Below are 22,155 nucleotides of genomic sequence, written 5' to 3'. Positions count from 1 at the left end.
TTCCATGGACGATCTCATCTATCAAGACGAACACACTTCGCTGCTGCCGCTCGAAGGCCTTGCTGTCAGCGTGATCGGCTACGGCATCCAGGGCCGCGCATTCGCCGCGAATCTGCGCGACAGCGGCGTTTCGGTGCGCGTCGGCAACATCGACGACCACTACTTCGAGCTCGCGCGAGCGGAGGGCCATCGCGTGACGGGCATCGCCGAAGCGGTCGCGCACGCGGACATCGTGCTGCTGCTGATTCCGGACGAGGCGCACGGCGCGGTGTTCGACGTCGACATCGCGCCGAACCTGCGCGACGGCGCGCTCCTGTGCGTCGCGCACGGGCACTCGCTCGTGCAGGGCGACGTCCGCTCGCTCGCGGGACGCGATCTCGCGATGCTCGCGCCGCGCATGTACGGCGATCCGATCCGCCGCTATTACCTCGCGGGCCAGGGCGCGCCCGCATACTTCGACATCGTCGCGGACCACACCGGCCGGGCGCGCGACAGAGTGCTCGCGATCGCGCACGCGATGGGCTTCACGCGCGCGGGCGTGATGGCGCTCGGCCACCGGCAGGAGACGTTCCTCGATCTGTTCCAGGAGCAGTTCCTCGCGCCCGCGCTCGTCGATCTCGTCGAAACGGGGTTTCAGGTGCTCGTCGAACGCGGCTTCAATCCGAAGGCCGCGCTGCTCGAAGTCTACGGCTCCGGCGAGATGGGCAAGATGATGCTCGACGGCGCGGACATCGGACTCGACGAAGTGGTCGCGCTCCAGGGCTCGCCGACCTGCCAGGTCGGCTATCACCGCTGGCGCGGCCGCACGCTGCCCGCCGCCGTGCGCGAGCTCGCCGCGCGCGTGCTCGATCAGATCGACAGCGGCGATTTCTCCGCGTATCTGAAGGAGCATGCGACGAACGACTACGCGTCGCTCGACGAAGCACGCCGCGCGGTGCTGAAGCGGCCGCTCAACGTGACGCATGCGGAGGTCCGCGCGGCGTTCCGGTTCCCGGCCGAGCGGGCGGGCGGGCTCTATCAGTCGGCATCGGCGGCGGCCGCCGCCGAGCCGGAGATCGCGCAATGAGCGCCCGCCGCCTGCTCGTCGGCGCGACGTTCACCGCATCGCCGCTCGATCCGCTGCTGCGCGCGCGGCGCTTCGACGACGTCGCGTTCACGCGCTACAACCAATTGCTGCAAGCGCTGCTCGCGCCCGATCCGCAGCATGCGCGCGACGAAACGCTGCTGCTCGTGCGGCTCGCCGATTTCGTGCGGCACGAGGCAAGCGATCGCGCGCAATCGCCGGATTCGCTTGCCGCGCTGCTCACGCAGCGCGCGGATGCATGGCTCGACGCGCTCGCGTCGTTCAGCGCGAGCCGCGCGATGCCGCCGTGCATCGTCGTGCTGCCGTCGCCCGCGCTCGACGCGCGAGGCGCGGCGCTCGCCGATACGTGCCGGCGACTCGAATGCGCGTTGCAATCGGTGCCGGGCGTGCGCGCGCTGGATTGGGCCGATTTCGTCTCGGCGAGTGCGATCGCGCAGCCGTTCGATCCGGTCGCGGACAAGCTCGGCCACGTGCCGTTGACGATCGAGTGCTTCGCGGCGTTCGCAAAGTGGATCGCCGCGCGGCTGCATGACGGCGGCGGTGCGGACAGCGGCGCGGCGAAGCGGGACGCAAGCGCAGTCTCCGGCGCGCACACGCACACGCAAACGGCCGCGGTTGCCGATGCGGACGCGAACGCGAACGCAAGCGCCGACGTGAACGCAACGGCTGCGGCGACTCCGCACGAAGCAGCGCCGCACACGCGTGTCAACGCAGACGCCGCTGCCGGACACATACGCAACGCAGCGCCGACCGACGCATGCAGCCGGGACGCTGCCTCCCCGAGCGCCCCGGCTCCTAGCGCATCGCTCGCCCGTTTCTTCGAACGCCTGCAACTGCGCATCACGGGCGTCCCGCTCGACGACGAAACGGCGCTCGCCAAAAGCGCACGCCTCAGCCACACGGCCGCGACGTTCCATCTGAGCGGCCGCCCGTATCTCGAAGCCGACCTGCTCGACGCGGCCGAGCGCAATGCGAGCGGACTCGCGCTGACAGTCGCCGACCGCTTCGGCCAATACGGCTGCAGCGGCTTCGCGCTCGTGCGCGCCGACGCCGGCCTGCCCGTTCTCGCCGAATTCGTGCTGAGCTGCACGGTGCTCGGCAAGCAGGTCGAGCATGGCGCGCTGCTCGCGTTCGCGCACGCCGCGCGGCAAGCCGCGCTGCCGGCCATCGCGATCGATTACGCGCGCACGGACGGCAATCAGCCGGCCGTCGAGTTCGTCGACGCGCTCGCCGCGCAAGCGGGCGTCGCTGTCGAACGGAACGGCTCGCGTGCGCGGCTGCGCATCGCGCCGTCCGCACTCGCCGACGCGGTGCTCGCGCGCGCGAAAGCGCCGCAAGCGCTCGCGGCGACCGCACAGGCGCTCGACCTCGCGCCGCTCTTCTCCCGTTCAACCACTCACCTGGCCGTCCACCGATGAACGCGAACCTCGACGCTGTCTCCCCCGCCCATGCCGCACCGCCCGCCGACTGGTGGGCGCGCGAGCGGCTGCACTACCGCGACGGCGTCCTGCATTTCTGCGGACGCAACGTCGCGGCACTCGCCGCCGCATTCGCCGAGCCGCTCTTCCTGTACGACCCGCAGCGCGCGGTCGACAACGTCGAGCGCCTGCGCGGCGCGCTCGGCGGCCTGCAAGACGGCGACTTCCGCATTCATTACGCGATGAAGGCAAATCGCTTCCGGCCACTCCTGTCCGAGCTGCGGCGCTCGCCGATATTCGGCATCGACGCGTGCTCGCCCGAGGAATTGCGCGAAGCGCTCGCCTGCGGCTTCGCGCCCGAGCGCATCTCGTATACCGCGCACGGGATGATGCCGGACGAGGCGGCCCTCCTAGCCGCACTGCCGGACGTGCACGTGAACTGCGACACGCTGAGCGCGATCGCACTGCTCGGCAGCCGCTCGCCCGGACGCGAAATCGGCATCCGCGTGAATCCCGGCGTCGGCATCGGCTACGGCGACAGCGAGCGACTCAGTTATGCGGGCGCAACCGTCACGAAGTTCGGCATCTATGCGGAGCAGTTCGGCGCGGCGCTCGAACTCGCCGCGCGGCACAGCCTGACCGTGACCTGGCTGCACTGCCACGCGGGCTGCGGCTACTTGGACCCGCAACTCGCGTCGTTCGAGCGCGTGCTCGACGCGCTCGACGCGTTCGCCGCACGCGTGCCCGGCCTGCGCGGCATCAATCTCGGCGGCGGGCTCGGCCTGCCGCATCGCGCGACCGACCGGCCGCTCGACCTCGAGCGCTGGCGGGCGGCCGTGCACGCACGCTTCGGCCGCCGCCCGCTGACGATCGCGATCGAGCCCGGCGATTTCATCGCGAAGGACGGCGGCATGCTCGTGCTGCGCGTCGCGTATGTCGAGCTCAAGCGCAATCGCCGTTTCGTCGGGCTGAACGGCGGCTTCAACCTCGCGATCGAGCCCGCGTTCTACGACCTGCCGTGCGAGCCCGTGCCGTGCATACGCCGGCCGGGCGCCGCGCAATCGGTGTGCCTCGCCGGCAACATCAACGAGGCGCTCGACCTGTGGGGCAACGACATGAGCCTGCCGCCCGTCGAGCCGGGCGACTTCGTCGCGCTGTTGAACGCGGGCGGCTATGCTTCGTCGATGAGCTCGAACCACTGTCTGCGCGGACAGTTCCGCGAGCTCGCGCTGTTCGGCGCGGCGTCCCGTTGATTTCCATTACATGACAAGGAGCCCCAGCGTGTCTTCGCTTTCACGACAATTGAGCGCTCTCGGCAGCCGGATCTTCACGAGCGCGCCGTTCGGCCCCGGCGTGTCGATGCAGAACCTCGCCGAATGGTCGTCGCTCGCGCACGTCCAGCTGCTCGGCAAGGTCGCCGCCGAATTCGGCATCGACATCGACATCGAAGAAGCCTACCGGCTCGACAGCTTCGAGCGCCTGCTGCATTACGTCGAGCGGCAACGCGAAGCGGGCGGCGACGCGCCGCAAGCGAGCGCCACGCCCGGTGCGACGGCAAACGCGACCGGCGTCGAGCCCGACACGATCGGCGCGCTGCTGCGCGCGCGCGCCGACGCGCTGCCCGACGAACCTTTCCTGTTCTTCCCCGCGGACGACCGCAGCTACACGTATCGCGCGTTCGACCGGCTCGCGTGCGCGGCCGCCGAAAAGCTGCACGCGCACGGACTGCGGCGTGGCGACCGGTTGTCGGTCGTGCTGCCGAACGGCCCGGAGTTCCTCGCGTATTATTTCGGCGCGCATCGGCTCGGCGTCGTGTCGGTGCCGATCAACCCGGCGCTCAGCGCGGCCGAATGCGCGTACATCGTCCGCAACAGCGGCGCGAAGCTCGTCGTCTTCGACCGGCGGCTCACGAGCCTGCGCGACGCGGTGCACGCGGCGCTCGGCGACGACGGCGCGCCGCTCGCGTGCGCCGACGCCGCGTCCGGCTTTGGCCTCGAAGCGCTCGCGGCGACGGCGGCAGCCGAGCACGAGCATGCATCGATCGCGCCGGAACCGAGCCTGTCAGCCAACGACGACGCGAGCATTCTCTACACGTCCGGCACGACGGGCCACCCGAAGGGCGTCGTGCTGTCGCACCGGAACCTGTTGTCCGACGCGCGCGCGCTCGTCGACTGGTTCGCGTTCGAGCCCGGCGCGCGCACGATGTGCATCCTGCCGCTCTTCCACAACAACGGCCAAGTGATCACGCTGCTGTCGCCGCTGATCGCGGGCGGCAGCTCGGTGATCCTCGAAGGCAAATCGGCGCTGCCGTCGTTCTGGAAGCTGATCGACACATACCGCGTGAACTGGACGAGCGTGATGCCCGCGTTCCTGTCCGCGTTCCTCGAATACGGACTGAAGCGCACCGACGATACGCTGCGCGGCATCGTCTGCGGCGGCCAGGTGCTGCTCGATGAGGTGCGCAACCGCTTCGAGAGCGAATACCGCGTGCCGGTGTTCGAAGGCTTCGGGCTCACCGAGACGACGTCGTTCGCGACGATGAACCGCCATCCCGCCGAGCGCCGGCGCTTCGGATCGATCGGCGTCGCGCTGCCATGCAACGAGCTGCGGATCGTCGACGCCGACGGCCGCCCCGTCGCGGCGGGCGAGACGGGCGAGATCCTGATCCGCGGCGACAACGTCGCGACGCGCTATCACGCGCGCCCCGAACTCAGCGCCGAACGCTTTCGCGACGGCTGGCTACACACGGGCGACTACGGTTATCGCGACGACGAAGGCCACTTCTTCTTCGCGACACGCGTCGACGATCTCATCATCAAGGGCGGCGAGAACATCTATCCGGCCGAGATCGAGAACGTGCTGCACGGCTGCGACGACGTCGTCGAATGTGCGGCGCTCGGCGTGCCCGATCCGATTCTCGGGCAGGAGGTGTGCGTGTACGTGAAGCTGAAGCCGTCGTCGACGCTCGGCAAGGACGACGTCCGCCGCCTGTGCGAAGGCCGCATCGCGCACTACAAGTGCCCGCGCCACGTCGTGCTGCTCCACGAGCTCGACGATCTGCCCGAGCTGCCGAAAGGGCCGACGCGCAAGATACTCCGCCGCCGGCTGCTCGAGCATTTCGCGACGCAGCGCGTGCGGGCCTCGGCGTGACGCCCGGCGCCGCGCATCGCACTTTTTTCGTCGAACGACATCGACCGAACATGAAGGACGCCATGAAGCTCGTACTGTTCCTGCATCTGATTTTCGTCGCCGCGTGGATGAGCTGCGTGATCGTAGAAGGCATCTTCGAGCACGCGATCGATCGGAGTCCGGAGCAACGCGCGTTTATCTCGAAGCTGCACTGGACCACCGACAAGTACGTCGAAATCCCCGCGTTCACGATCGTGCTCGTCACCGGCGCGATCCTGCTCGCGCATCGCGCGCCGACGCCGCTGCTGCTAACGAAGGTCGCGTTCGGCACGCTCGCGATCGCATTGAACGCGGTGTGCGTGTGGATCGTCGTCCGGCGCAGGCGCCATGCGGCGCACGGCGACTACGCCGCATGGGAGCGCATCGACCGCGTTCAGCACAAGCTCGGCGGAGTCGTCGCGATCGCGATGCTCGTCGCGCTCGGCATCGGCGGCTACATGTTCGCAGGAGGGTAAATGAAGGCATTGATTTTTCCTGGGCAGGGCTCACAGGTCGCGGGCATGGGCGCGGGTCTCTTCGAACGGTATCCGGAAATCGTCGGAGCGGCGGACGATGCGATGGGCCTATCGGTTGCGCGTCTTTGCATCGACGATCCCGACGGCCTGCTCGCCGACACCCGCTATGCGCAGCCCGCGATCTTCGTCGTCAACGCGCTGCAGCTCGCCGCGTGGCGCGAAACGCACGACGACGCGAACGTCTGGCTCGCCGGACACAGTCTCGGCGAATACAGCGCGCTCCTCGCGGCGGGCGTATTCGACTTCCGCACCGGGCTCGAGATCGTCAAGCGGCGCGGCGAGCTGTTCGCGTCGGTCAACGGCGGCGCGATGGCGGCGGTCGTCGGCGTGACCGCCGCTGAGCTCGGCCGCCGCCTGCGCGCGTTCGGCTTCGACGACGTCGATCTCGCGAACTTCAACAGCGCCGAGCAGACCGTGATCGCGGGGCCGGCCGCATCGGTCGCCGACGCGACGCGCATGCTCGACGCATGCGGCGACGTCACCGTCCACCCGCTGAAGGTAAGCGGCGCGTTCCACTCGCGCTGCATGACGCCGCTCAAGCCCGAGTTCGACGCGTTCCTCGCACACTTCGCGCTCGCCGAGCCGGCGCGGCCCGTCGTGTCGAACGTGACCGCGCGCATCTATCAGGCGCCCGGCACGCCGGCCGACTATCTCGTCGAACAGCTCGACCAGCCCGTGCGCTGGCGCGACAGCATCCGCTTCATGCTGCGCTCGGGCGTCGACGAATGGGACGAGCTCGGCCCCGGGCGCCGCCTCCTGACGAAACTCGTCGACACCATCCGGTACGAGCAACCCGCGACGCCGCAACCCGCATCACTTTGAAGAGGACCGATCCGACATGTCATCCATCCAATCCGCCCTCGCCGCCTGCCGATCGCTGACCGCGCCGCCGCCGCTCGCGCCGGCGGCCAACTTCGCCGACGTGCTGCGATTCCGCGCAGAGACGACGCCCGACGAGTTCGCGTACGGCTATCTCGGCTTCGGCCGTATGCCGGACCGCGTGATGCGCTACGGCGACATGCATCGCCGCGCACTCGCGATCGCGCGCGAAATCGTCACGCACGGCCGTCCGGGCGACCCCGTGCTGCTGATTTTCCCGTCGGCCGCCGATTTCATCGAGGCGTTCTTCGGCTGCCTGTACGCGGGCCGGATGGCCGTGCCGGCGCTGCCGCCGCACACCGAAAAGGAGCGGCGCCGGCTGATCTCGATCACGCGCGACTGCGCGCCGTCGCTCGCGATCTGCGGCACTGGCGAAATGGACGCCGTGCTCGCCGAACTGTGCGCGGCGGGCGTCGTCGCACCGCCGTGCCGCGAAGTCGACGCGATCCCCGACGGCATCGGCGACGCTTCGCCCGACCTGCCCGCCGTCGCGCCCGACAGCATCGCGTTCCTGCAGTACACGTCCGGCTCGACGTCCGATCCGAAGGGCGTGATGGTCGGCCACGACAACCTGCTCGCGAACGAGCGGCTGCTGTATCAACACTGCGGGAGCGCCCGCGCGCGCTGGCTGATGGTCTCGTGGCTGCCGCACTATCACGACATGGGGCTTATTTGCAGCATTCTGCAGCCGATCTACGCGGGACGGCCCGCTGTGTTCATGTCGCCGCAGGACTTCCTGCAGCATCCGGCGCGCTGGCTCCACGCGGTGTCCGACTACGGCGCGACCTGTAGCGGCGCGCCGAACTTCGGCTACGAGCTGTGCCGGCGCCGCGCGAGCCGGATGGATCTCGCGCGGCTCGATCTGTCGACGTGGGAGCATGCATTCAACGGAGCGGAGCCGGTGCGGCCGCGGACGATGCGCGAATACGCCGATGCGTTCGCGTCCGCCGGCTTCCGCTACGACGCTTTCGCGCCATGCTACGGACTCGCGGAGCTGACGCTTGTCGCAACGTCGAAGCAGGTCGGCGCACCCGTCGTCATGCGGCGCGCCGACTACGCGGCGCTCGCCGATGGACGCTTCGAGCCGCTGCACGGCGACGGCCGCTCGATCGACGTCGTATCGGTCGGCGCGCTCGCCCACGCGCATCAGGCGATCCGCATCGTCGACCCGGCGACGGGCGATCCGCGGCAGGCGGGCGCGATCGGCGAGATTTGCGTCGCGAGCGACAGCGTCTGCCATGGCTACTTCGGCCGCCCGGACGCAACCGACGCGACGTTCCGCGCATACCGCTCCGACGCGTTTCCGCACGGCATGCTGCGCACGGGCGACCTCGGCTTCGTCGACGACCGAGGCCACCTGTTCATCTCGGGGCGCATCAAGGACCTGATCATCCTGAACGGCGTCAACTACTATCCGCAGGATATCGAAGGCGCGGTGCTGAACGTGTCCGATCAGATCCGCGCGAACCGGCTCGCCGCGATCATGGTCGAGCGCGACGAGCAGGCGGGGGTCGTCGTCGTGCTGGAGGCGACCGGCCGGTTCGATCTCGCGGCGCTCGCGCCGGAGATCGGCCGCGAAGTCTGGGACGCGTGCCAGCTGACGCTGAGCGGCGTGATCCGCGTGAAGAAGGGCGAGATTCATACGACGTCGAGCGGCAAGATCCAGCGCTCGACCTGCGCGCGGATGCTCGCGGACGGCGCGTTCACGATCGAGGACGCGTATCTGCCGGACACCGCGCGGGCATGGCTTGCGCCCGTGATCGAACGGTGCGCGAGCGTCTGCGGCGAGCCGTCCGGCGACGCGCAGGCCGCTGCCTGACGATGCGCAGCGGCTCGCCGCGCACGGCGCACGGCGCACGGCGCACGGCAGCCGATTGCGCGGTACGGCGCCGCATGCGCGTCGCTTGCATCGCGAGCGCATGCCGGGCATATCTCGCGTCCGTTTCTCGCATACCCTCGCATCGAGCCGCCCGTCGGGTTATAGTCCGGCGGGCGCGCGCCGCGAAGGCACACGATGCAACGTGCGCGCCGCAAGCGCATCTGTCCCGGTCCCGCGCCGGTTTTTCGACACCCGCAACCCGCACGGACGGCCCACCGAGCCATCCGGCATCCGATTCGTACAAGCGCCGATCGATGGCTTCGTTGATTCTCGTTCTCGCCTGCCTGTTCGCGGGCGCCGCGCTCGCGCGGAGCAAGCGCCTGCCGGACAACTTCCCGGCCAGCCTCAACTTCTTCGTCATCCAGATTTCATTGCCCGCGCTCGTGCTGCAGCATCTGCACAAGATCGCATTCAGCGCGGACGTGCTGTGGCTCTTCGCGACGCCCGTCATCGTATTCGCGGCGACTGCGGCGCTCGCGCTCATCGCGGGCGCGCTGCTTCGCCTCGGCAAGGCGACCATCGGCTGCCTCACGCTCGTCTGCGGCACGAGCAACACGTCGATCGTCGGCGTGCCGGTCGTGCAGGCGCTCATCGGAAGCGCGGCGGTCGGCCACGCGCTCGTCGTCGATCAGGCGAACTTCATCGTGATGTGCACGGCGGGTCTCGTCGCCGCCGATCTGTATGCGGGCAGCGTGACCCGCTGGCGCGGCGTCGCGCGGCAGCTCGCCGGCTACCGGCCGATTCAGGCGATGGCGCTCGCGTTATTGCTGCGGCCGGTGCCGTTTCCGCCTGTCGTCGAAGATGTGCTGACCGCGCTCGGCGCAACGCTCACGCCGATCGCGATGATCTCGGTGGGCGCGAGCTTCAGCTTGCGCAGCGCGCGCGGCGCCGCCCGGAATTTCGCTGTGGGCCTCGGCTTCAAGCTGCTCGTCGTGCCGGCGATCGTGCTCGCTTGCGGTCTTTGCGTCTTCGCTCAGCAGGGGGTGCCGCTCGCCGTCGCGCTCTTGCAGGCCACGATGCCGCCGATGATCATCGCGGGGCTCATCGCGATCGACAAGAAACTCGATCCGCCGCTCGCGGGCGCGCTGATGACATTGGGCGTGCCTGCGTCGATCGTCGCCGCATGGCTGTGGCGCGGCGTGCTGCCTTATTGACGCGAACGAGACGGCCGACGAATATGTTTCGGAACGCGAATCGTCCGATGCACGATGCATTAGCTTCGTCGAATGATGCGCGGCGCGCACATGCCGTCGTTGGCGCCGCGCCCGAATCGACAGGCACGTCGGCGGCCCGCTCATCGAACACGGGACACACGGCGAGACGGCGCTCGCACGGCCGTCACGCGCCGTTCGGCAGCAGCCGGTACATTTCGTGGAACACCATGTCGGTGCGCCCGGCGATCGCGAACGGCACGCCCGTCGCGACGAACCCGAGCGATTCGTAGAAGCCGCGCGCCGATTCGCGCGCGGTGCACCACACGACTTTTCCGTTCTGCCGCCGCGCGTACTCGATGCACGCGTGCATCAGCCGCGTGCCGACGCCGTGCCCCTGCATGAACGGCTCGACGGCCACGCCCCGCAGCCGCCACGCGCTATCCGCGGGGAAATCGCGAAACGCTTGCCGGCAGATCGTCGCGACCGCGACGATCCCGTCCGATGTCCGAGCCGCCTGATGGAGCGTCACATCATGGTCGTCGCACGGAAAGCGGCTCGCGTTCTCGTCTCCGTCCAACAGAATTCTGGCCCTGAGCGGCAACACGGACGCAACCGGCACGGTCACGATGGAGTACGACTGTTGATCGACGAACATCGGCTGTTTATGAAAAAATTGATTGACTCATTCTAAATCCGTGAAAGATTTCGTTCTCAAAAAAATATTTGTTGTTCGCCTCAGCCAATGCGGTTAATCTAAATCAATGTTGCTCGCGTCATTAAATTTCAAGCAAACAAACTGCGATCACAGAAAATGGAGAAAATCTCGTCCGATACGGGAAGCGCCTATGACGAAATCCGTTCGCGGATCTTCGACGGCCGATTGTCGCCCGGGCAGAAAATCTCTCACCGGGGCCTCGCTCACGAGCTCGGCGTCGGGCAAATGCCGGTGCGCAGCGCATTGCAATTGCTCGCTTCCGAAGGGCTCGTGAATATCGTCGACAAGAGCGGCACCTTCGTCAACGAGCCGACGCGCGACGATCTGCGCGAAATCTACGAACTGCGCCTCGCGCTCGAGAGCGCCGCCGCGTACCTCGCGGCGCGCGGCGGCGCAACGGACGGCCTGTCGCGCTCGCATGCGCAGATGCGCAGGCTCGTCGACGAAAACAGCGCCGACATCATGACTGAGCAGAAAGTCGGCTGGGTCTTTCATGACGAAATATTCAAGGCCGCACGCAACGATCGGCTATTTACGACATACAAGCTGCTGCGCGCGCAAACCCATGCGCTGAACGAACTGCCGCGAAACGATTTCGCGACGGTCAGGCGCGGCACGCTCGAACATTTGGAGATTTACGCGGCCATCGATGCGCAGGACGCGGAATCGGCGCGGCGACTGATGTGGAATCACGTGATCGACGGTACTTCGGACAGAATCCGATTAATTCGAGCTCGATATGACACTGGCCAATAAAAAAATTCCTTTACCGCTACAGATGATTCTCGGCCTCGCGCTCGGCGCGGTCTTCGGGCTGTTCGCGCCCGCCGCGAGCCGCGATCTGGCGTTCATCTCGACGCTGTTCGGTCACGCGATCAAGATGGTCGTGCTGCCGCTGATCCTGCTGTCGGTGACGCTCGGCGCGTTCCGCGCGGGCACGCAGCGCGGCCGGCTCGGCAAGACGGCCGCGTTCAGCCTCGTGTTCTTCGTGCTGATGACGGTGATCGCCGCGTCGCTCGGCCTCGCGCTCAACTGGCTGTTCCGGCCCGGCATCGGCGCGAGCCATGTGCTGACGGCGTCGATGCCGGCGAACCTCGCGAGCGGCATCGACTGGATGAAGTTCCTGACCGACATGATTCCGTCGAACATCGTCGGCGCGCTCGCGGCCGGCAACTCGCTGCCGGTGCTCGTGTTCGGCGTGCTGCTCGGCTGCGCGCTCGCGGCCGTCCAGGATCGCGCGGCGCCGTTCGTCGCCGTCTGCGAATCGATGCTCGCCGCGTTCTTCAAGATGACGGAGTGGGTGGTGTCGCTATCCCCGATTGCGATCTTTGCTGCGATCGCAGTGCTGTTGTCGTCGAAAGGACTTGCCGCGATGACGCCGCTCGCGAAGCTGCTCGGCATCGCGTATCTCGGCATGGCGATCCTCGCTGTGTGGCTCACGCTGATCGTCAAGCTCGCCGGCCACTCGCCGCGCGCGATCGTCCGCAAGGTCAGCGAGCCGCTGATCCTCGGCTTCACGACGCGCTCGTCCGAAATCACGTTCCCCGTGCATCTGAAGAAGCTGACGGAGATGGGCGTGCCGTCGTCGGTCGCGTCGACCGTGCTGCCGCTGTCGTACATCTTCAATCGAGAAGGCGCGGTGCTCTACACGGTGCTCGCGGTCTGCTATCTCGCGGACGCGTACCAACTCGCATGGAGCTGGCCGCTGATGATCACGATCGCGATCCTGACGATCATCACGATCGACGGCGCCGCGAACGTGCCGTCGGGCGCGGTCGTCGCGATCACGGTGATCCTCGCCGCGATCGGGCTGCCTGCCGACGCCGTGCTGCTGATTCTCGGCGTCGATGCGTTCTTCGACATGGGCCGCACCGCGCTGAACGTCTACGCGAGCACCGTCGCGACGACGCTCGCGAGCCGCGTGTCCGGCGTGGCGCCCGAGCTTGCGGACACCGCGGCGCACGTGTCGCGCGTCTGAAGGCTGTCGTTCGCGCCGGCGGATGCCGGCGCGCGGAATGAAATCGGTACGGCGATGGCTGCCGGAAGTTCGATGGTCGGCGCGATACGCCGGCCCGATGCAGGAGAGTATTGGCGAGCGTGATGCTCGGCGGTTCGGTGGGTGCAGCACGCCGTGCGTGCACGGGCACGCACGGCGGCCGCCTCGCATGACATCGCTCGCGCGATTGTAGTTCCGTCTGCGAGTATTTCTGGCCCTCGGATGCAGGCGGTTACGCAGTCCCTGTCGCCCCATGCTGGGACTGCGCTTTTTATTGTCGAACCAGCGGCGCAACGAAACGATTACAACGCGTTTCGTTGCGCCGCTGCCAAGCGTAAGTCGAGACCGCGCGGTGCGAAACAGAATTCGCGATGCCGCTCGCGGTCGGATCGGTTCGGCCCGGATCGTCTTTCGTGTGCCGTCGGCGCATAGCGACGGCCCCCCTGCCACCCTTTCCGACGTTCACTCCGAATGCCACCCGTCACGCGACGGACGCCGAAACTGCACGCCCGTCGCGTTCGCGCGGCTCTCAGGCTCTTCGGCTCTCGAACGTTTCGGCGCTCGGACATTCGAGCTTTTGGACGCTCAGGTTCGCGAGCGTCATCAGCATTCCCGACGTTCGGACGCTCGACCTCTCGGGCTTTCGAGCAACGCACGCGCGGCCACGCGCAACACGCGCGCATCGGCGCAACGGCGGCTCGCGACCTGGAGCCGCCGCGCCCTCGTCAACGCGCCGCCACGTCCTGCCGCGCCGGCTCGCGCGCACCGACGGCCACGTCCGCCCCCCAGCCGCCGCCGAGCGCACGAATCAGGTTGACCGTCGATACCGCCTGCGTGCCCGTCAACTGATTCGATTGCAACTGCGACTCGAGCACCGAGCGCTCGCTGTCGATCACGTCGAGATAGCTGACCGCGCCTTCCTGATACTGCGTGCGCGACAGCGTCGCCGCGCGCCGCGACGCGTTGACCGCATCGTTCTGCGCGTGGATCTGGTCGTCGAGCAGACGCAGATCGGCGAGGTTGTCCTCGACTTCGCGGAACGCGACGAGCACCTGCTGCCGGTAGTTCGCGACTTCTTCGTCGTACTTCGCGCGCGCCTGCGCAACGCCCGCGCTCCGCCGCCCGCCATCGAAGATCGGCAGCGTGAGCGCGGCGCCCGCGAACGGTCCGAGCAGGAACGTGCGACTCGACCACAGGAACAGGTTGCCGAGCGTCGCCGCTTCATAGCCGAACGCGCCCGTGATATCGAGCTTCGGGAAGTAAGCGGACTTCGCGAGGCCGACGCGCGCGTTCGCGGCCATCATAGCGCGCTCGGCGGCCGCGATGTCCGGCCGCCGCTCGAGCAGCGCCGACGGCAGCCCCGCCGGCACCCGCACCGCGACCGGCGCGATCGGCGTCTCCTTGAACGAGAAATCCGCAGGCGCCTTGCCGAGCAGGATCGCGAGCGCATGCTCGGACACCGCGCGCCGCCGCGCGACGCCGACCGCGTCCGCCTGCGCGGTCGCGAGTTCGTTCTTCGCGCGCGACACGTCGAGCTCGCTGATGTCGCCTTCGCTGAAGCGCCGCTGCACGAGCTTCAGCGCTTCCTCGCGCAGCTCAACCGTGCGGCGGTACAGATCCTGGTCGGAATCGAGCCGGCGCAGCTCGAAGTAGTTCTGCGCGACGTCCGCCTGCAGCGCGAGCTGCACCGAGCGGAACAGCGCCTCGCTCTGCGCGGCGTCCGCGCGCGACGCTTCGACATTGCGGCTCACGCGGCCGAACAGGTCCGCCTCGTACGACACCGTGCCTTGCGCGCGCCAGAGCGTCGCCGTCGTGGGTCCGGCGCCCTGCGGCTGGAACTGCGACGCCGACGACAGCCCCTCGCGCGTCGGCCCGAAACCGACGCCCACTTGCGGAAACCACTGCGAACGCGCGGCGCGGGTCGCCGCACGCGCCTGCTCGACGCGCGCCGCCGCAGCCTTCAGGTTCTGGTTCGCGGCGAGCGCCTGCTCCTCGAGCGCGTCGAGCACCGGGTCGCCGAACGCCCGCCACCATTCGCCGCGATGCGCGGCGTCGGCGGGCTCGGCCGTCTTCCACGTGCCGGCCTGCTCGCCCGGCGACAGCGCCGGCGCTTCCTTGAACGCGGCGGGCGTCGCGACGTCCGGCCGCTTGTAGTCGGGCCCGACCGCGCACGCGGCGAGCAGCACGACGAGCAGGCCGCTCGCCGCCGCGATCTTCGCGAGACGCTTGAAGCCGTCGTTGATCTTGGTCTTGTTCATCTTTCTATCCTCAAGCGTCCGGAGCCGGCAGACCATAGCCCGCCGAATCCTTCTGCGCGACGTGAATCTTGCCGCCCGCGAGCGTGCGCAGCACCACGTAGAACACCGGCGTCAGCATCAGGCCGAACAGCGTCACGCCGAGCATCCCGAAGAACACCGCGACGCCCATCGCATGCCGCATCTCCGCGCCCGCGCCCGTCGACAGCACGAGCGGCACCACGCCCATGATGAACGCGATCGACGTCATCAGGATCGGCCGCAGCCGCAGCCGGCTCGCCTCCACCGCCGCCTCGAACGGCGTCTTGCCGTCATGCTCGAGCTCCCGTGCGAATTCCACGATCAGGATCGCGTTCTTCGCGGACAGCCCCACCAGCACCATCAGGCCGATCTGCGTGAAGATGTTGTTGTCGCCCTGCGTGAGCCACACGCCCGTCAGCGCCGACAGAATGCTCATCGGCACGATCAGGATCACCGCGAGCGGCAGCGTCAGGCTCTCGTACAGCGCGGCGAGCACGAGGAACACCAGCAGCACGCTGATCGGGAACACCCAGATCGCCGAGTCGCCGGCCAGAATCTGCTGATACGTGAGGTCCGTCCATTCGAACTTCACGCCGCGCGGCAGCGTCTGCGCCGCGATCCGCTCGATCGCCGCCTGCGCCTGTCCCGACGAGTAGCCGGGCGCGGGGCCGCCGTTCACGTCGGCCGCCGTGTACGCGTTGTAGCGCACGACCATCTCCGGACCGAACGTCGGCGATACCGTCACCAGCGACGACAACGGCACCATCTCGCCCGCCGCGTTGCGCGTCTTCAGTTGCAGGATGTCGTCCGCGCGCTGGCGGAACGGCGCATCGGCCTGCACGCGCACCTGATAGACGCGGCCGAACCGGTTGAAGTCGTTCACGTACAGCGAGCCGAGATAGATCTGCATCGTATCGAACACGTCGGTCACGTTCACGCCCAGCTGCTTCGCCTTCACGCGATCGAGATCGACGTTGAGCTGCGGCACGTTGATCTGGTAGCTCGTGAAGAGCGGGCCCAGTTCCGGCGCCTGCTGCGCGCGCTTGATGAAATCGTTCGTCGCATCCGCAAGCCGTGCGTAGCCGACCGCGCCGCGATCCTCGATCTGCATCTTGAAGCCGCCGAGCGTCCCGAGGCCCAGCACGGGCGGCGGCGGGAACACCGCGACGAACGAATCCTTCATCGCCGAATACCGCTGGTTCAGCGCGCCCGCGATCGCGCCCGCCGACAGCGCCTTGCCGTGGCGCTGATCGAACGGCTTGAGCGTGACGAACACGATGCCCGCGCTCGAGCTGTTCGTGAAGCCGTTCACGGACAGCCCCGGAAACGCGACCGCGCTCTCGACGCCCGGCTGCTTCAGCGCGATCGCGCCCATGTCGCGAATCACCTTCTCGGTGCGGTCGAGCGACGCGCCGTTCGGCAGTTGCGCGAACGCGATCAGATACTCCTTGTCCTGCGCTGGCACGAAGCCGCCCGGCACGATCTTCGAGATCATCAAGGTCGCGGCGACGAGCGCGAGATACACGCCGAGCATCGCCGCCTTTCTCGACAGCACGCCGCGCACGCCGCGGCCGTAGTGCTCCGCGCCGCGATGGAACACCTTGTTGAAGCCCTTGAAGAAGCCGCCGAGCACGCGATTCATCACGCGCGTCAACCCGTCTTCCTTCTCGCCGTGCCCCTTCAGCAGGATCGCCGACAGCGCGGGCGACAGCGTCAGCGAGTTGAACGCCGAGATCACCGTCGAGATCGCGATCGTCATCGCGAACTGCTTGTAGAACTGGCCGGTCAGGCCCGACATGAACGCGAGCGGCACGAACACCGCGACGAGCGTGAGCGCGATCGCGATGATCGGCCCGCTCACTTCCTGCATCGCCTTGTAGGTGGCCGCGCGCGCGGTGAGCCCGTTCTCGATGTTCCGCTCGACGTTCTCGACGACGACGATCGCATCGTCGACGACGATCCCGATCGCGAGCACCATCCCGAACAGCGACAGCGCGTTGATCGAATACCCGAACAGCAGCAGGAGCGAGAACGTGCCGACGATCGACACCGGCACCGCGATCAGCGGAATGATCGATGCGCGCCAGGTCTGCAGGAACACGATCACGACGATCACGACGAGCGCGATCGCTTCGAGCAGCGTATGGACGACCGCCTTGATCGACGAGCGCACGAACTGCGTCGGGTCGTAGACGATCTTGTAGTCGACGCCCGCCGGGAAGTCCTGCTTCAGCTCGGCCATCGTCTTGCGCACTTCGTCGGAAATCGCGAGCGAGTTCGCGCCTGGCGACTGGTTGATCGCCATCGCGACGGCCGGCTTGTTGTCGAGCAGCGAACGCAGCCCGTACTCGGACGCGTCGAGCTCGATCCGCGCGATGTCGCGCAGATGCGTGACGCCGCCGTCCGGCGCGGTCTTCACGACGATGTCGCCGAACTCTTCTTCGCTCTGCAGACGGCCGCGCGCGTTCACCGACAACTGCAGCGGCGTGCCGGGCAACGTCGGCGACGCGCCGATCACGCCCGCCGCGACCTGCACGTTCTGCTCGCGGATCGCGCGCACGACATCGTCGGCCGTCAAATTGCGCTGCGCGACCTTCTGCGGATCGAGCCACACGCGCATCGCGTAGTCGCCCGAACCCCACAGCTGCACCTGGCCCACGCCCTGAATGCGCGACAGCCGATCCTTCACGTTGATGAGCGCGTAGTTGCGCAGATACGTCATGTCGTAGCGGTTGTCGGGCGAGATCAGGTGCACGACCATCGTCAGCGTCGGCGAGCTCTTGACCGTCGTGATCCCGAGCCGCTGCACATCTTCCGGCAGGCGCGGCAGCGCCTGGTTCACGCGGTTCTGCACGAGCTGCGTGGCCTTGTCCGGATCGGTGCCGAGCTTGAACGTGACGGTGATCGTCATGTTGCCGTCGCTGTTCGCCTGCGACTGCATGTACAGCATGTCCTCGACGCCGTTGATCTGTTCCTCGAGCGGCGACGCGACCGCCTCGGCGATCACCTTCGGGTTCGCGCCCGGGTATTGCGCCTTGACGATCACGGACGGCGGCACGACTTCCGGATACTCGGAAATCGGCAGCAGGAACATCGCGATCATCCCGGCGAGCAGAATGACGACCGACAGCACCCCTGCAAAGATCGGTCGATCGATGAAGAATTTCGATATGTTCATGAAAGGCTCTGTCTGATTGAGCGCGCTTGCGCGGCGGGCTTGCCTGGACGGCCGCCCGTCACGCGCGCGCGTTGCCTGGCGCGCCCTGCGGACGCTGCACGCCGCCCGCGACCGGCGCGGCGGCCGTCGCGGCCGCGTCGTCGCCACCCGTCATCGGCACGAGATGCGGCTTCACCTGCTCGCCCGGACGCACGCGCTGCGTGCCGTTCACGACGATCCGGTCGCCCGCCGACAAGCCGCCGACGATCACGCGCTGATTGCCGTGCTGCGAGCCGAGCTGCACTTCGCGATACGACACGCGGCCCTGCGGATCGACGACGAACACGAACTTCTTGTCCTGGTCGGTGTTGATCGCCGCGTCGTCGATGAGGAGCGCCGGATGCGGCGCGCTGCCGCCCACCTTCACGCGCGCATAGAGGCCGGGGACGAGCGTGCCGTCCTGATTGTCGAAGCGCGCGCGCACGCGGATCGTGCCGGACGACGTGTCGAGCCGGTTGTCGACCGAATCGATCACGCCCTGCCGCGAATAGCCGCTCTCATTCGCGAGGCCGAGCTCGACGGGCACCTTGCGGCCGTCCTTCGCGCCGCCGATGTATTGCAGGTAGGTCTGCTCGTCCGCGTCGAACGACGCGTAGATCGGCGACACCGAAACCAGCGTCGTCAGCGGCGCGGCCGACGCGCCCGCCGACACGACGTTGCCGAGTGTGATCTCCGCACGCGACACGCGGCCCGACACGGGCGCCGTGATCTTCGTGTAGCCGAGGTTGATCCGCGCGGTCTCGAGCGCGGCATCGGCCGCCTTCAGGTTCGCAAACGCCTCGCGCGCGGCGTTCTGCTTCTCGTCGTAGTCGCGCTTCGCGATCGCGTTGTCGCCGATCAGGCGCTGCGCGCGCTGCCAGTCGCTCTGCGCGTAGCCGCTGCGCGCCTGCGCGGCGGCGAGCTGCGCGGCCGCGCGATCGAGTTCGGCTTGATACGGACGCGGATCGATCACGAACAGCACGTCGCCCTTCTTCACGAGCGCGCCGTCCTTGAAGTTCACCGACACGATCGTGCCCGACACGAGCGGACGCACGTCGACTTTCTCGACCGCCTCGAGGCGTCCCGAGTAGGACTGCCAGTCGGTGATCGTCCTCGACAGCACGTTCGCGACGTCGACCTCCGGCAGCGGCGCCGCCGACTTGTCCGGAGCGCTCGCGTTCACGCGGATCGCGCCGAACGCGCCAAGGCCCGCGATGACGACGGCCGCAAGCGTCGCGGCCGCGATCCGCGAACGGGAAGTACGCAAGATAGCCATGAAAAAACCCCCAAGTTGTCGGTTGTTCTGGATTCGGATGAAACGGCTTCAGCCCGGCAAACCCGCGCTGAAACGGCATTGGAAGAACCGCGTCGCCTCTTCGAGCGCAGGCGCGTGGCCGGAGAGCGTCGCGTGCGAGATGTCTCGATAGCGGACCACCTGCGTCGGCACGCCCGCCTCGATCAGACAGCTCGCGTACTTCTCCGCCTCGACGTGCAGCACGTCGTTCTGCGCGGTCGCGACGAGCGTCGGCGGCAGCCCCGCGAGGCGCACCGATTCGAGCGGCGCCGCGTACGGATGCATCCGCTGCGACGGCTGCGGCAAGTACGCGCGATAGCACGCGGCGCACTCCTGCGCGGTAACGTCGGACGAAGCGAGGCGCGCCGCGTCGGCGAGACGCGTGAGGCTCGGATCGAGCATCGGGCCGATCAGCGCCTGCGCGGCGATGCGAATCTCGCCGCGGTCGCGCGCGATGAACGCGAGACAGTTCGCGAGCTGGCCGCCCGCGTCGTGCCCCGCGACGCCGATCTTGCGCGGATTGCCGCCGAACGCGCGCGCGCGGGCTTCGGCCCAGCGCGCCGCGCAATACGCGTCTTCCGGCGCGGCTGGAAACGGATGCTGCGGCGCGAGCGAATAATCGACCGACACGACGAGCGCCGGCACGTGCTCGGCGAGATGGCGCGCGGCTTGGTCGGCGTCGTCGAGCGAGCCGCGCACGAAACCGCCGCCGTGGAAATAAAGCACTACAGGCAACGCGGACTTGTCGGAGCGCCGATATAGACGCAGCACGATGTCTTGCGCGTAGCCGCCGATCACGACATCCGACACCGCGAGCGCCGGCCGCGCGCGAGCGGCGTCTGCGCTCGCGCGGGGAATTTGGCTGCGGAAATCGAATGCGTCCATGACGTGTCGTGCGCGGCGTTGCGCGTCCATTACGGGATGGATCGCATTCTGGGTCCGGCAGACATCGGGATAAATGCCTATAATCCGGCAACACAATTCACGCCCCCTGAACAATCGTCGGCTGCGTCGCCTTATCCGGTGTCGCGGCCTGTATTTGTTCGGGGTTCAGATACCGCGGAGGTAGAGTAATGGACCGATTGCAGGCCATGCAGGTGTTTACGCGCGTCGTCGATACGAACAGCTTTACCAAAGCGGCCGAGACGCTCGGCCTGCCGCGCGCGTCGGTGACGACGATCATCCAGAATCTGGAAGCATTCCTCGGCGTGCGGCTGATGCACCGGACGACGCGCCGCCTGTCGCTCACGCCCGACGGCGCCGCGTACTACGAGCGCTGCGTGCGCATCCTCGCGGACGTCGAGGAAACCGAAGCGAGCTTCCAGATCAACAACCGAAAACCGCACGGCAAGCTGCGGGTCGACATGCCGGGCTCGATCGGACGCCTGATCGTGATCCCTTCTTTGTGCGAATTCCATACGCGCTTTCCGGATATCGACCTGCAGCTCGGCCTGTCGGACCGGCCGGTCGATCTGCTGCAGGAAGGCATCGACTGCGTGATCCGCGTCGGCGCGCTGCAGGATTCGTCGCTCGTCGCGCGGCGAGTCGGGCTGTTCGAGGGCACGACGGTCGCGTCGCCCGCGTATCTCGAGAAGTACGGCGAGCCGCAAACAATCGAGGCGCTCGCGCAGCACAAGGCGGTCAACTACTTCTCGAGCCGCACCGGGCGCACGATCGACTGGGCGTTCCTGATCGACGGCAAGGAAGTCGAGGTGAAGATGAACGGCCTCGTGTCGGTCAACGACGCGGACGCGTACGTGACTTGCGGGATCGAAGGCTTCGGGCTGATCCAGCCGCCGCTCTTCATGGTGCTGCCGCAATTGCGCGACGGCACGCTGAAGGAAGTGCTGCCGGGCTACAAGCCGCTGCCGATGCCGATTTCGGTCGTCTATCCGCACAGCCGGCATCTGTCGCCGAAGGTGCGCGTATTCGTCGACTGGATCGCCGAGATCTTCGACCGCTGCCCGTTGCTGAGCGGCCGCAAGGGGCTCGACGCGACCTGCAGCAAGCGCACCTTCGAGGACGCCGAGCGCGCGCCTTCGCTCGACACGCCGGTGTTGAACGAGTGGGTGGCTTGAGCGGTTGGTTGCGTAATCCGGGCGCGTGGCCGCGGCGCGCGTACGTCGGACGTTTGGTTTGCCGAGGACGAAGAGGCACATCGCACAAGGCTGTTCGCAGCGCGTGCTTCCCGACCGCAGCACGCGTACGCCGCGAAATCGTGGCGTACGCAATTCACTTTTCCGCCTTCTTTTTTAAGAAGGCGCTCAATTAAAAGCGGCTCGCTTTGCCGCTGCAATCGGTGCCTCGGCTTTCCTCGCGAGTCTTCGGGAACGCACACGGCAGGATGCGCATCGTCCGCCGGCTTGCCGGCGTCATGCGCAACGCGCTTTCCTTCCACCGCATTCGACGCGCCGACGCCGTTATGTTCGCGCACCCCGCAGCCTGCAACCAATCGACACGCTACGGCGGCGAGCGAGCGGCGGACTTCTCGCTCGCGCGGCGCTTGATCGTGCTGCTACGGAAGCGCATTCGGTGGACCTGCCGGTGAAGCGCGTCGATG

Annotated in this window: 17 protein-coding genes; 12 read left to right on the top strand and 5 right to left on the bottom strand. The window is 67.7% G+C overall.

What is annotated here, in order from left to right; translation table 11 throughout:
* Positions 1-4 precede the first annotated feature (4 nt).
* From WS70_RS20510 to WS70_RS20475, 8 genes are all read left to right on the top strand, one after another.
* A complete protein-coding gene (locus WS70_RS20510) occupies positions 5-1,066 on the top strand; it encodes an NAD(P)-binding domain-containing protein (RefSeq protein WP_059596471.1) in 1,062 nt (353 codons plus the stop codon).
* A complete protein-coding gene (locus WS70_RS20505) occupies positions 1,063-2,502 on the top strand; it encodes a hypothetical protein (protein WP_059472512.1) in 1,440 nt (479 codons plus the stop codon). The genes WS70_RS20510 and WS70_RS20505 overlap by 4 nt, the downstream gene beginning before the upstream one ends.
* Positions 2,499-3,755: a type III PLP-dependent enzyme domain-containing protein gene (locus WS70_RS20500; protein ID WP_059472511.1), complete on the top strand. Its 1,257-nt coding sequence runs from the start codon at positions 2,499-2,501 to the stop codon at positions 3,753-3,755. The genes WS70_RS20505 and WS70_RS20500 overlap by 4 nt, the downstream gene beginning before the upstream one ends.
* Before the next feature lie 28 nt (positions 3,756-3,783).
* A complete protein-coding gene (locus WS70_RS20495; protein WP_059596470.1) occupies positions 3,784-5,652 on the top strand; it encodes an AMP-binding protein in 1,869 nt (622 codons plus the stop codon).
* A 62-nt stretch (positions 5,653-5,714) separates the two neighbouring features.
* Positions 5,715-6,146 (top strand): hypothetical protein, encoded by a 432-nt coding sequence (locus tag WS70_RS20490; RefSeq protein WP_059472568.1) that lies wholly within the window; start codon positions 5,715-5,717, stop codon positions 6,144-6,146.
* A complete protein-coding gene (gene fabD, locus WS70_RS20485) occupies positions 6,147-7,028 on the top strand; it encodes an ACP S-malonyltransferase (RefSeq protein ID WP_059596469.1) in 882 nt (293 codons plus the stop codon).
* A gap of 16 nt (positions 7,029-7,044) precedes the next feature.
* On the top strand, positions 7,045-8,904 hold the full coding sequence (locus WS70_RS20480; RefSeq protein ID WP_059596468.1) for a fatty acyl-AMP ligase: 1,860 nt from the start codon (positions 7,045-7,047) through the stop codon (positions 8,902-8,904).
* A gap of 314 nt (positions 8,905-9,218) precedes the next feature.
* On the top strand, positions 9,219-10,118 hold the full coding sequence (locus WS70_RS20475) for an AEC family transporter (RefSeq protein WP_059472507.1): 900 nt from the start codon (positions 9,219-9,221) through the stop codon (positions 10,116-10,118).
* A gap of 184 nt (positions 10,119-10,302) precedes the next feature.
* Here the strand turns inward: WS70_RS20475 and WS70_RS20470 are convergent, their stop codons facing one another.
* Positions 10,303-10,773, bottom strand: a complete 471-nt coding sequence (locus WS70_RS20470; RefSeq protein ID WP_059472506.1) for a GNAT family N-acetyltransferase — start codon at positions 10,771-10,773, stop codon at positions 10,303-10,305.
* Between the two features lie 156 nt (positions 10,774-10,929).
* Here WS70_RS20470 and WS70_RS20465 point away from each other — a divergent pair, with 156 nt between their 5' ends.
* Together WS70_RS20465 and WS70_RS20460 are read left to right on the top strand one after the other, a co-directional pair.
* Positions 10,930-11,589: a GntR family transcriptional regulator gene (locus tag WS70_RS20465; protein WP_059596467.1), complete on the top strand. Its 660-nt coding sequence runs from the start codon at positions 10,930-10,932 to the stop codon at positions 11,587-11,589.
* Complete coding sequence (locus tag WS70_RS20460; RefSeq protein WP_059596466.1) at positions 11,573-12,811, top strand: dicarboxylate/amino acid:cation symporter; 1,239 nt, start codon at positions 11,573-11,575, stop codon at positions 12,809-12,811. Before WS70_RS20465 ends, WS70_RS20460 begins: the two co-directional genes overlap by 17 nt.
* Positions 12,812-13,554: 743 nt before the next feature.
* Here WS70_RS20460 and WS70_RS20455 read toward each other — a convergent pair.
* The 4 genes from WS70_RS20455 to WS70_RS20440 are packed head-to-tail and all read right to left on the bottom strand — an operon-like array spanning position 13,555 to position 20,480.
* Positions 13,555-15,087: an efflux transporter outer membrane subunit gene (locus WS70_RS20455; protein WP_059472567.1), complete on the bottom strand. Its 1,533-nt coding sequence runs from the start codon at positions 15,085-15,087 to the stop codon at positions 13,555-13,557.
* Positions 15,088-15,097: 10 nt separating this feature from the next.
* A complete protein-coding gene (gene ceoB / locus WS70_RS20450; protein ID WP_059472503.1) occupies positions 15,098-18,283 on the bottom strand; it encodes a multidrug efflux RND transporter permease subunit CeoB in 3,186 nt (1,061 codons plus the stop codon).
* A 58-nt stretch (positions 18,284-18,341) separates the two neighbouring features.
* On the bottom strand, positions 18,342-19,577 hold the full coding sequence (locus WS70_RS20445; protein WP_059596465.1) for an efflux RND transporter periplasmic adaptor subunit: 1,236 nt from the start codon (positions 19,575-19,577) through the stop codon (positions 18,342-18,344).
* Positions 19,578-19,625: 48 nt separating this feature from the next.
* Positions 19,626-20,480 (bottom strand): alpha/beta hydrolase, encoded by an 855-nt coding sequence (locus tag WS70_RS20440; protein WP_059596508.1) that lies wholly within the window; start codon positions 20,478-20,480, stop codon positions 19,626-19,628.
* A 188-nt stretch (positions 20,481-20,668) separates the two neighbouring features.
* On the opposite strand from WS70_RS20440, the gene ceoR reads away from it, so the two are divergent.
* On the top strand, positions 20,669-21,673 hold the full coding sequence (gene ceoR, locus WS70_RS20435) for a putative multidrug efflux transcriptional regulator CeoR (protein WP_059472500.1): 1,005 nt from the start codon (positions 20,669-20,671) through the stop codon (positions 21,671-21,673).
* 266 nt (positions 21,674-21,939) lie between these two features.
* The gene (locus WS70_RS31710) at positions 21,940-22,143 is read left to right on the top strand and encodes a hypothetical protein (RefSeq protein WP_159082934.1); all 204 of its coding nucleotides are present in this window, start codon (positions 21,940-21,942) and stop codon (positions 22,141-22,143) included.
* Positions 22,144-22,155: the final 12 nt, after the last annotated feature.

The sequence above is a fragment of the Burkholderia mayonis genome, assembly GCF_001523745.2.
Lineage (GTDB): Bacteria > Pseudomonadota > Gammaproteobacteria > Burkholderiales > Burkholderiaceae > Burkholderia > Burkholderia mayonis.
This window is presented reverse-complemented; position numbering and strand designations above follow the sequence as displayed.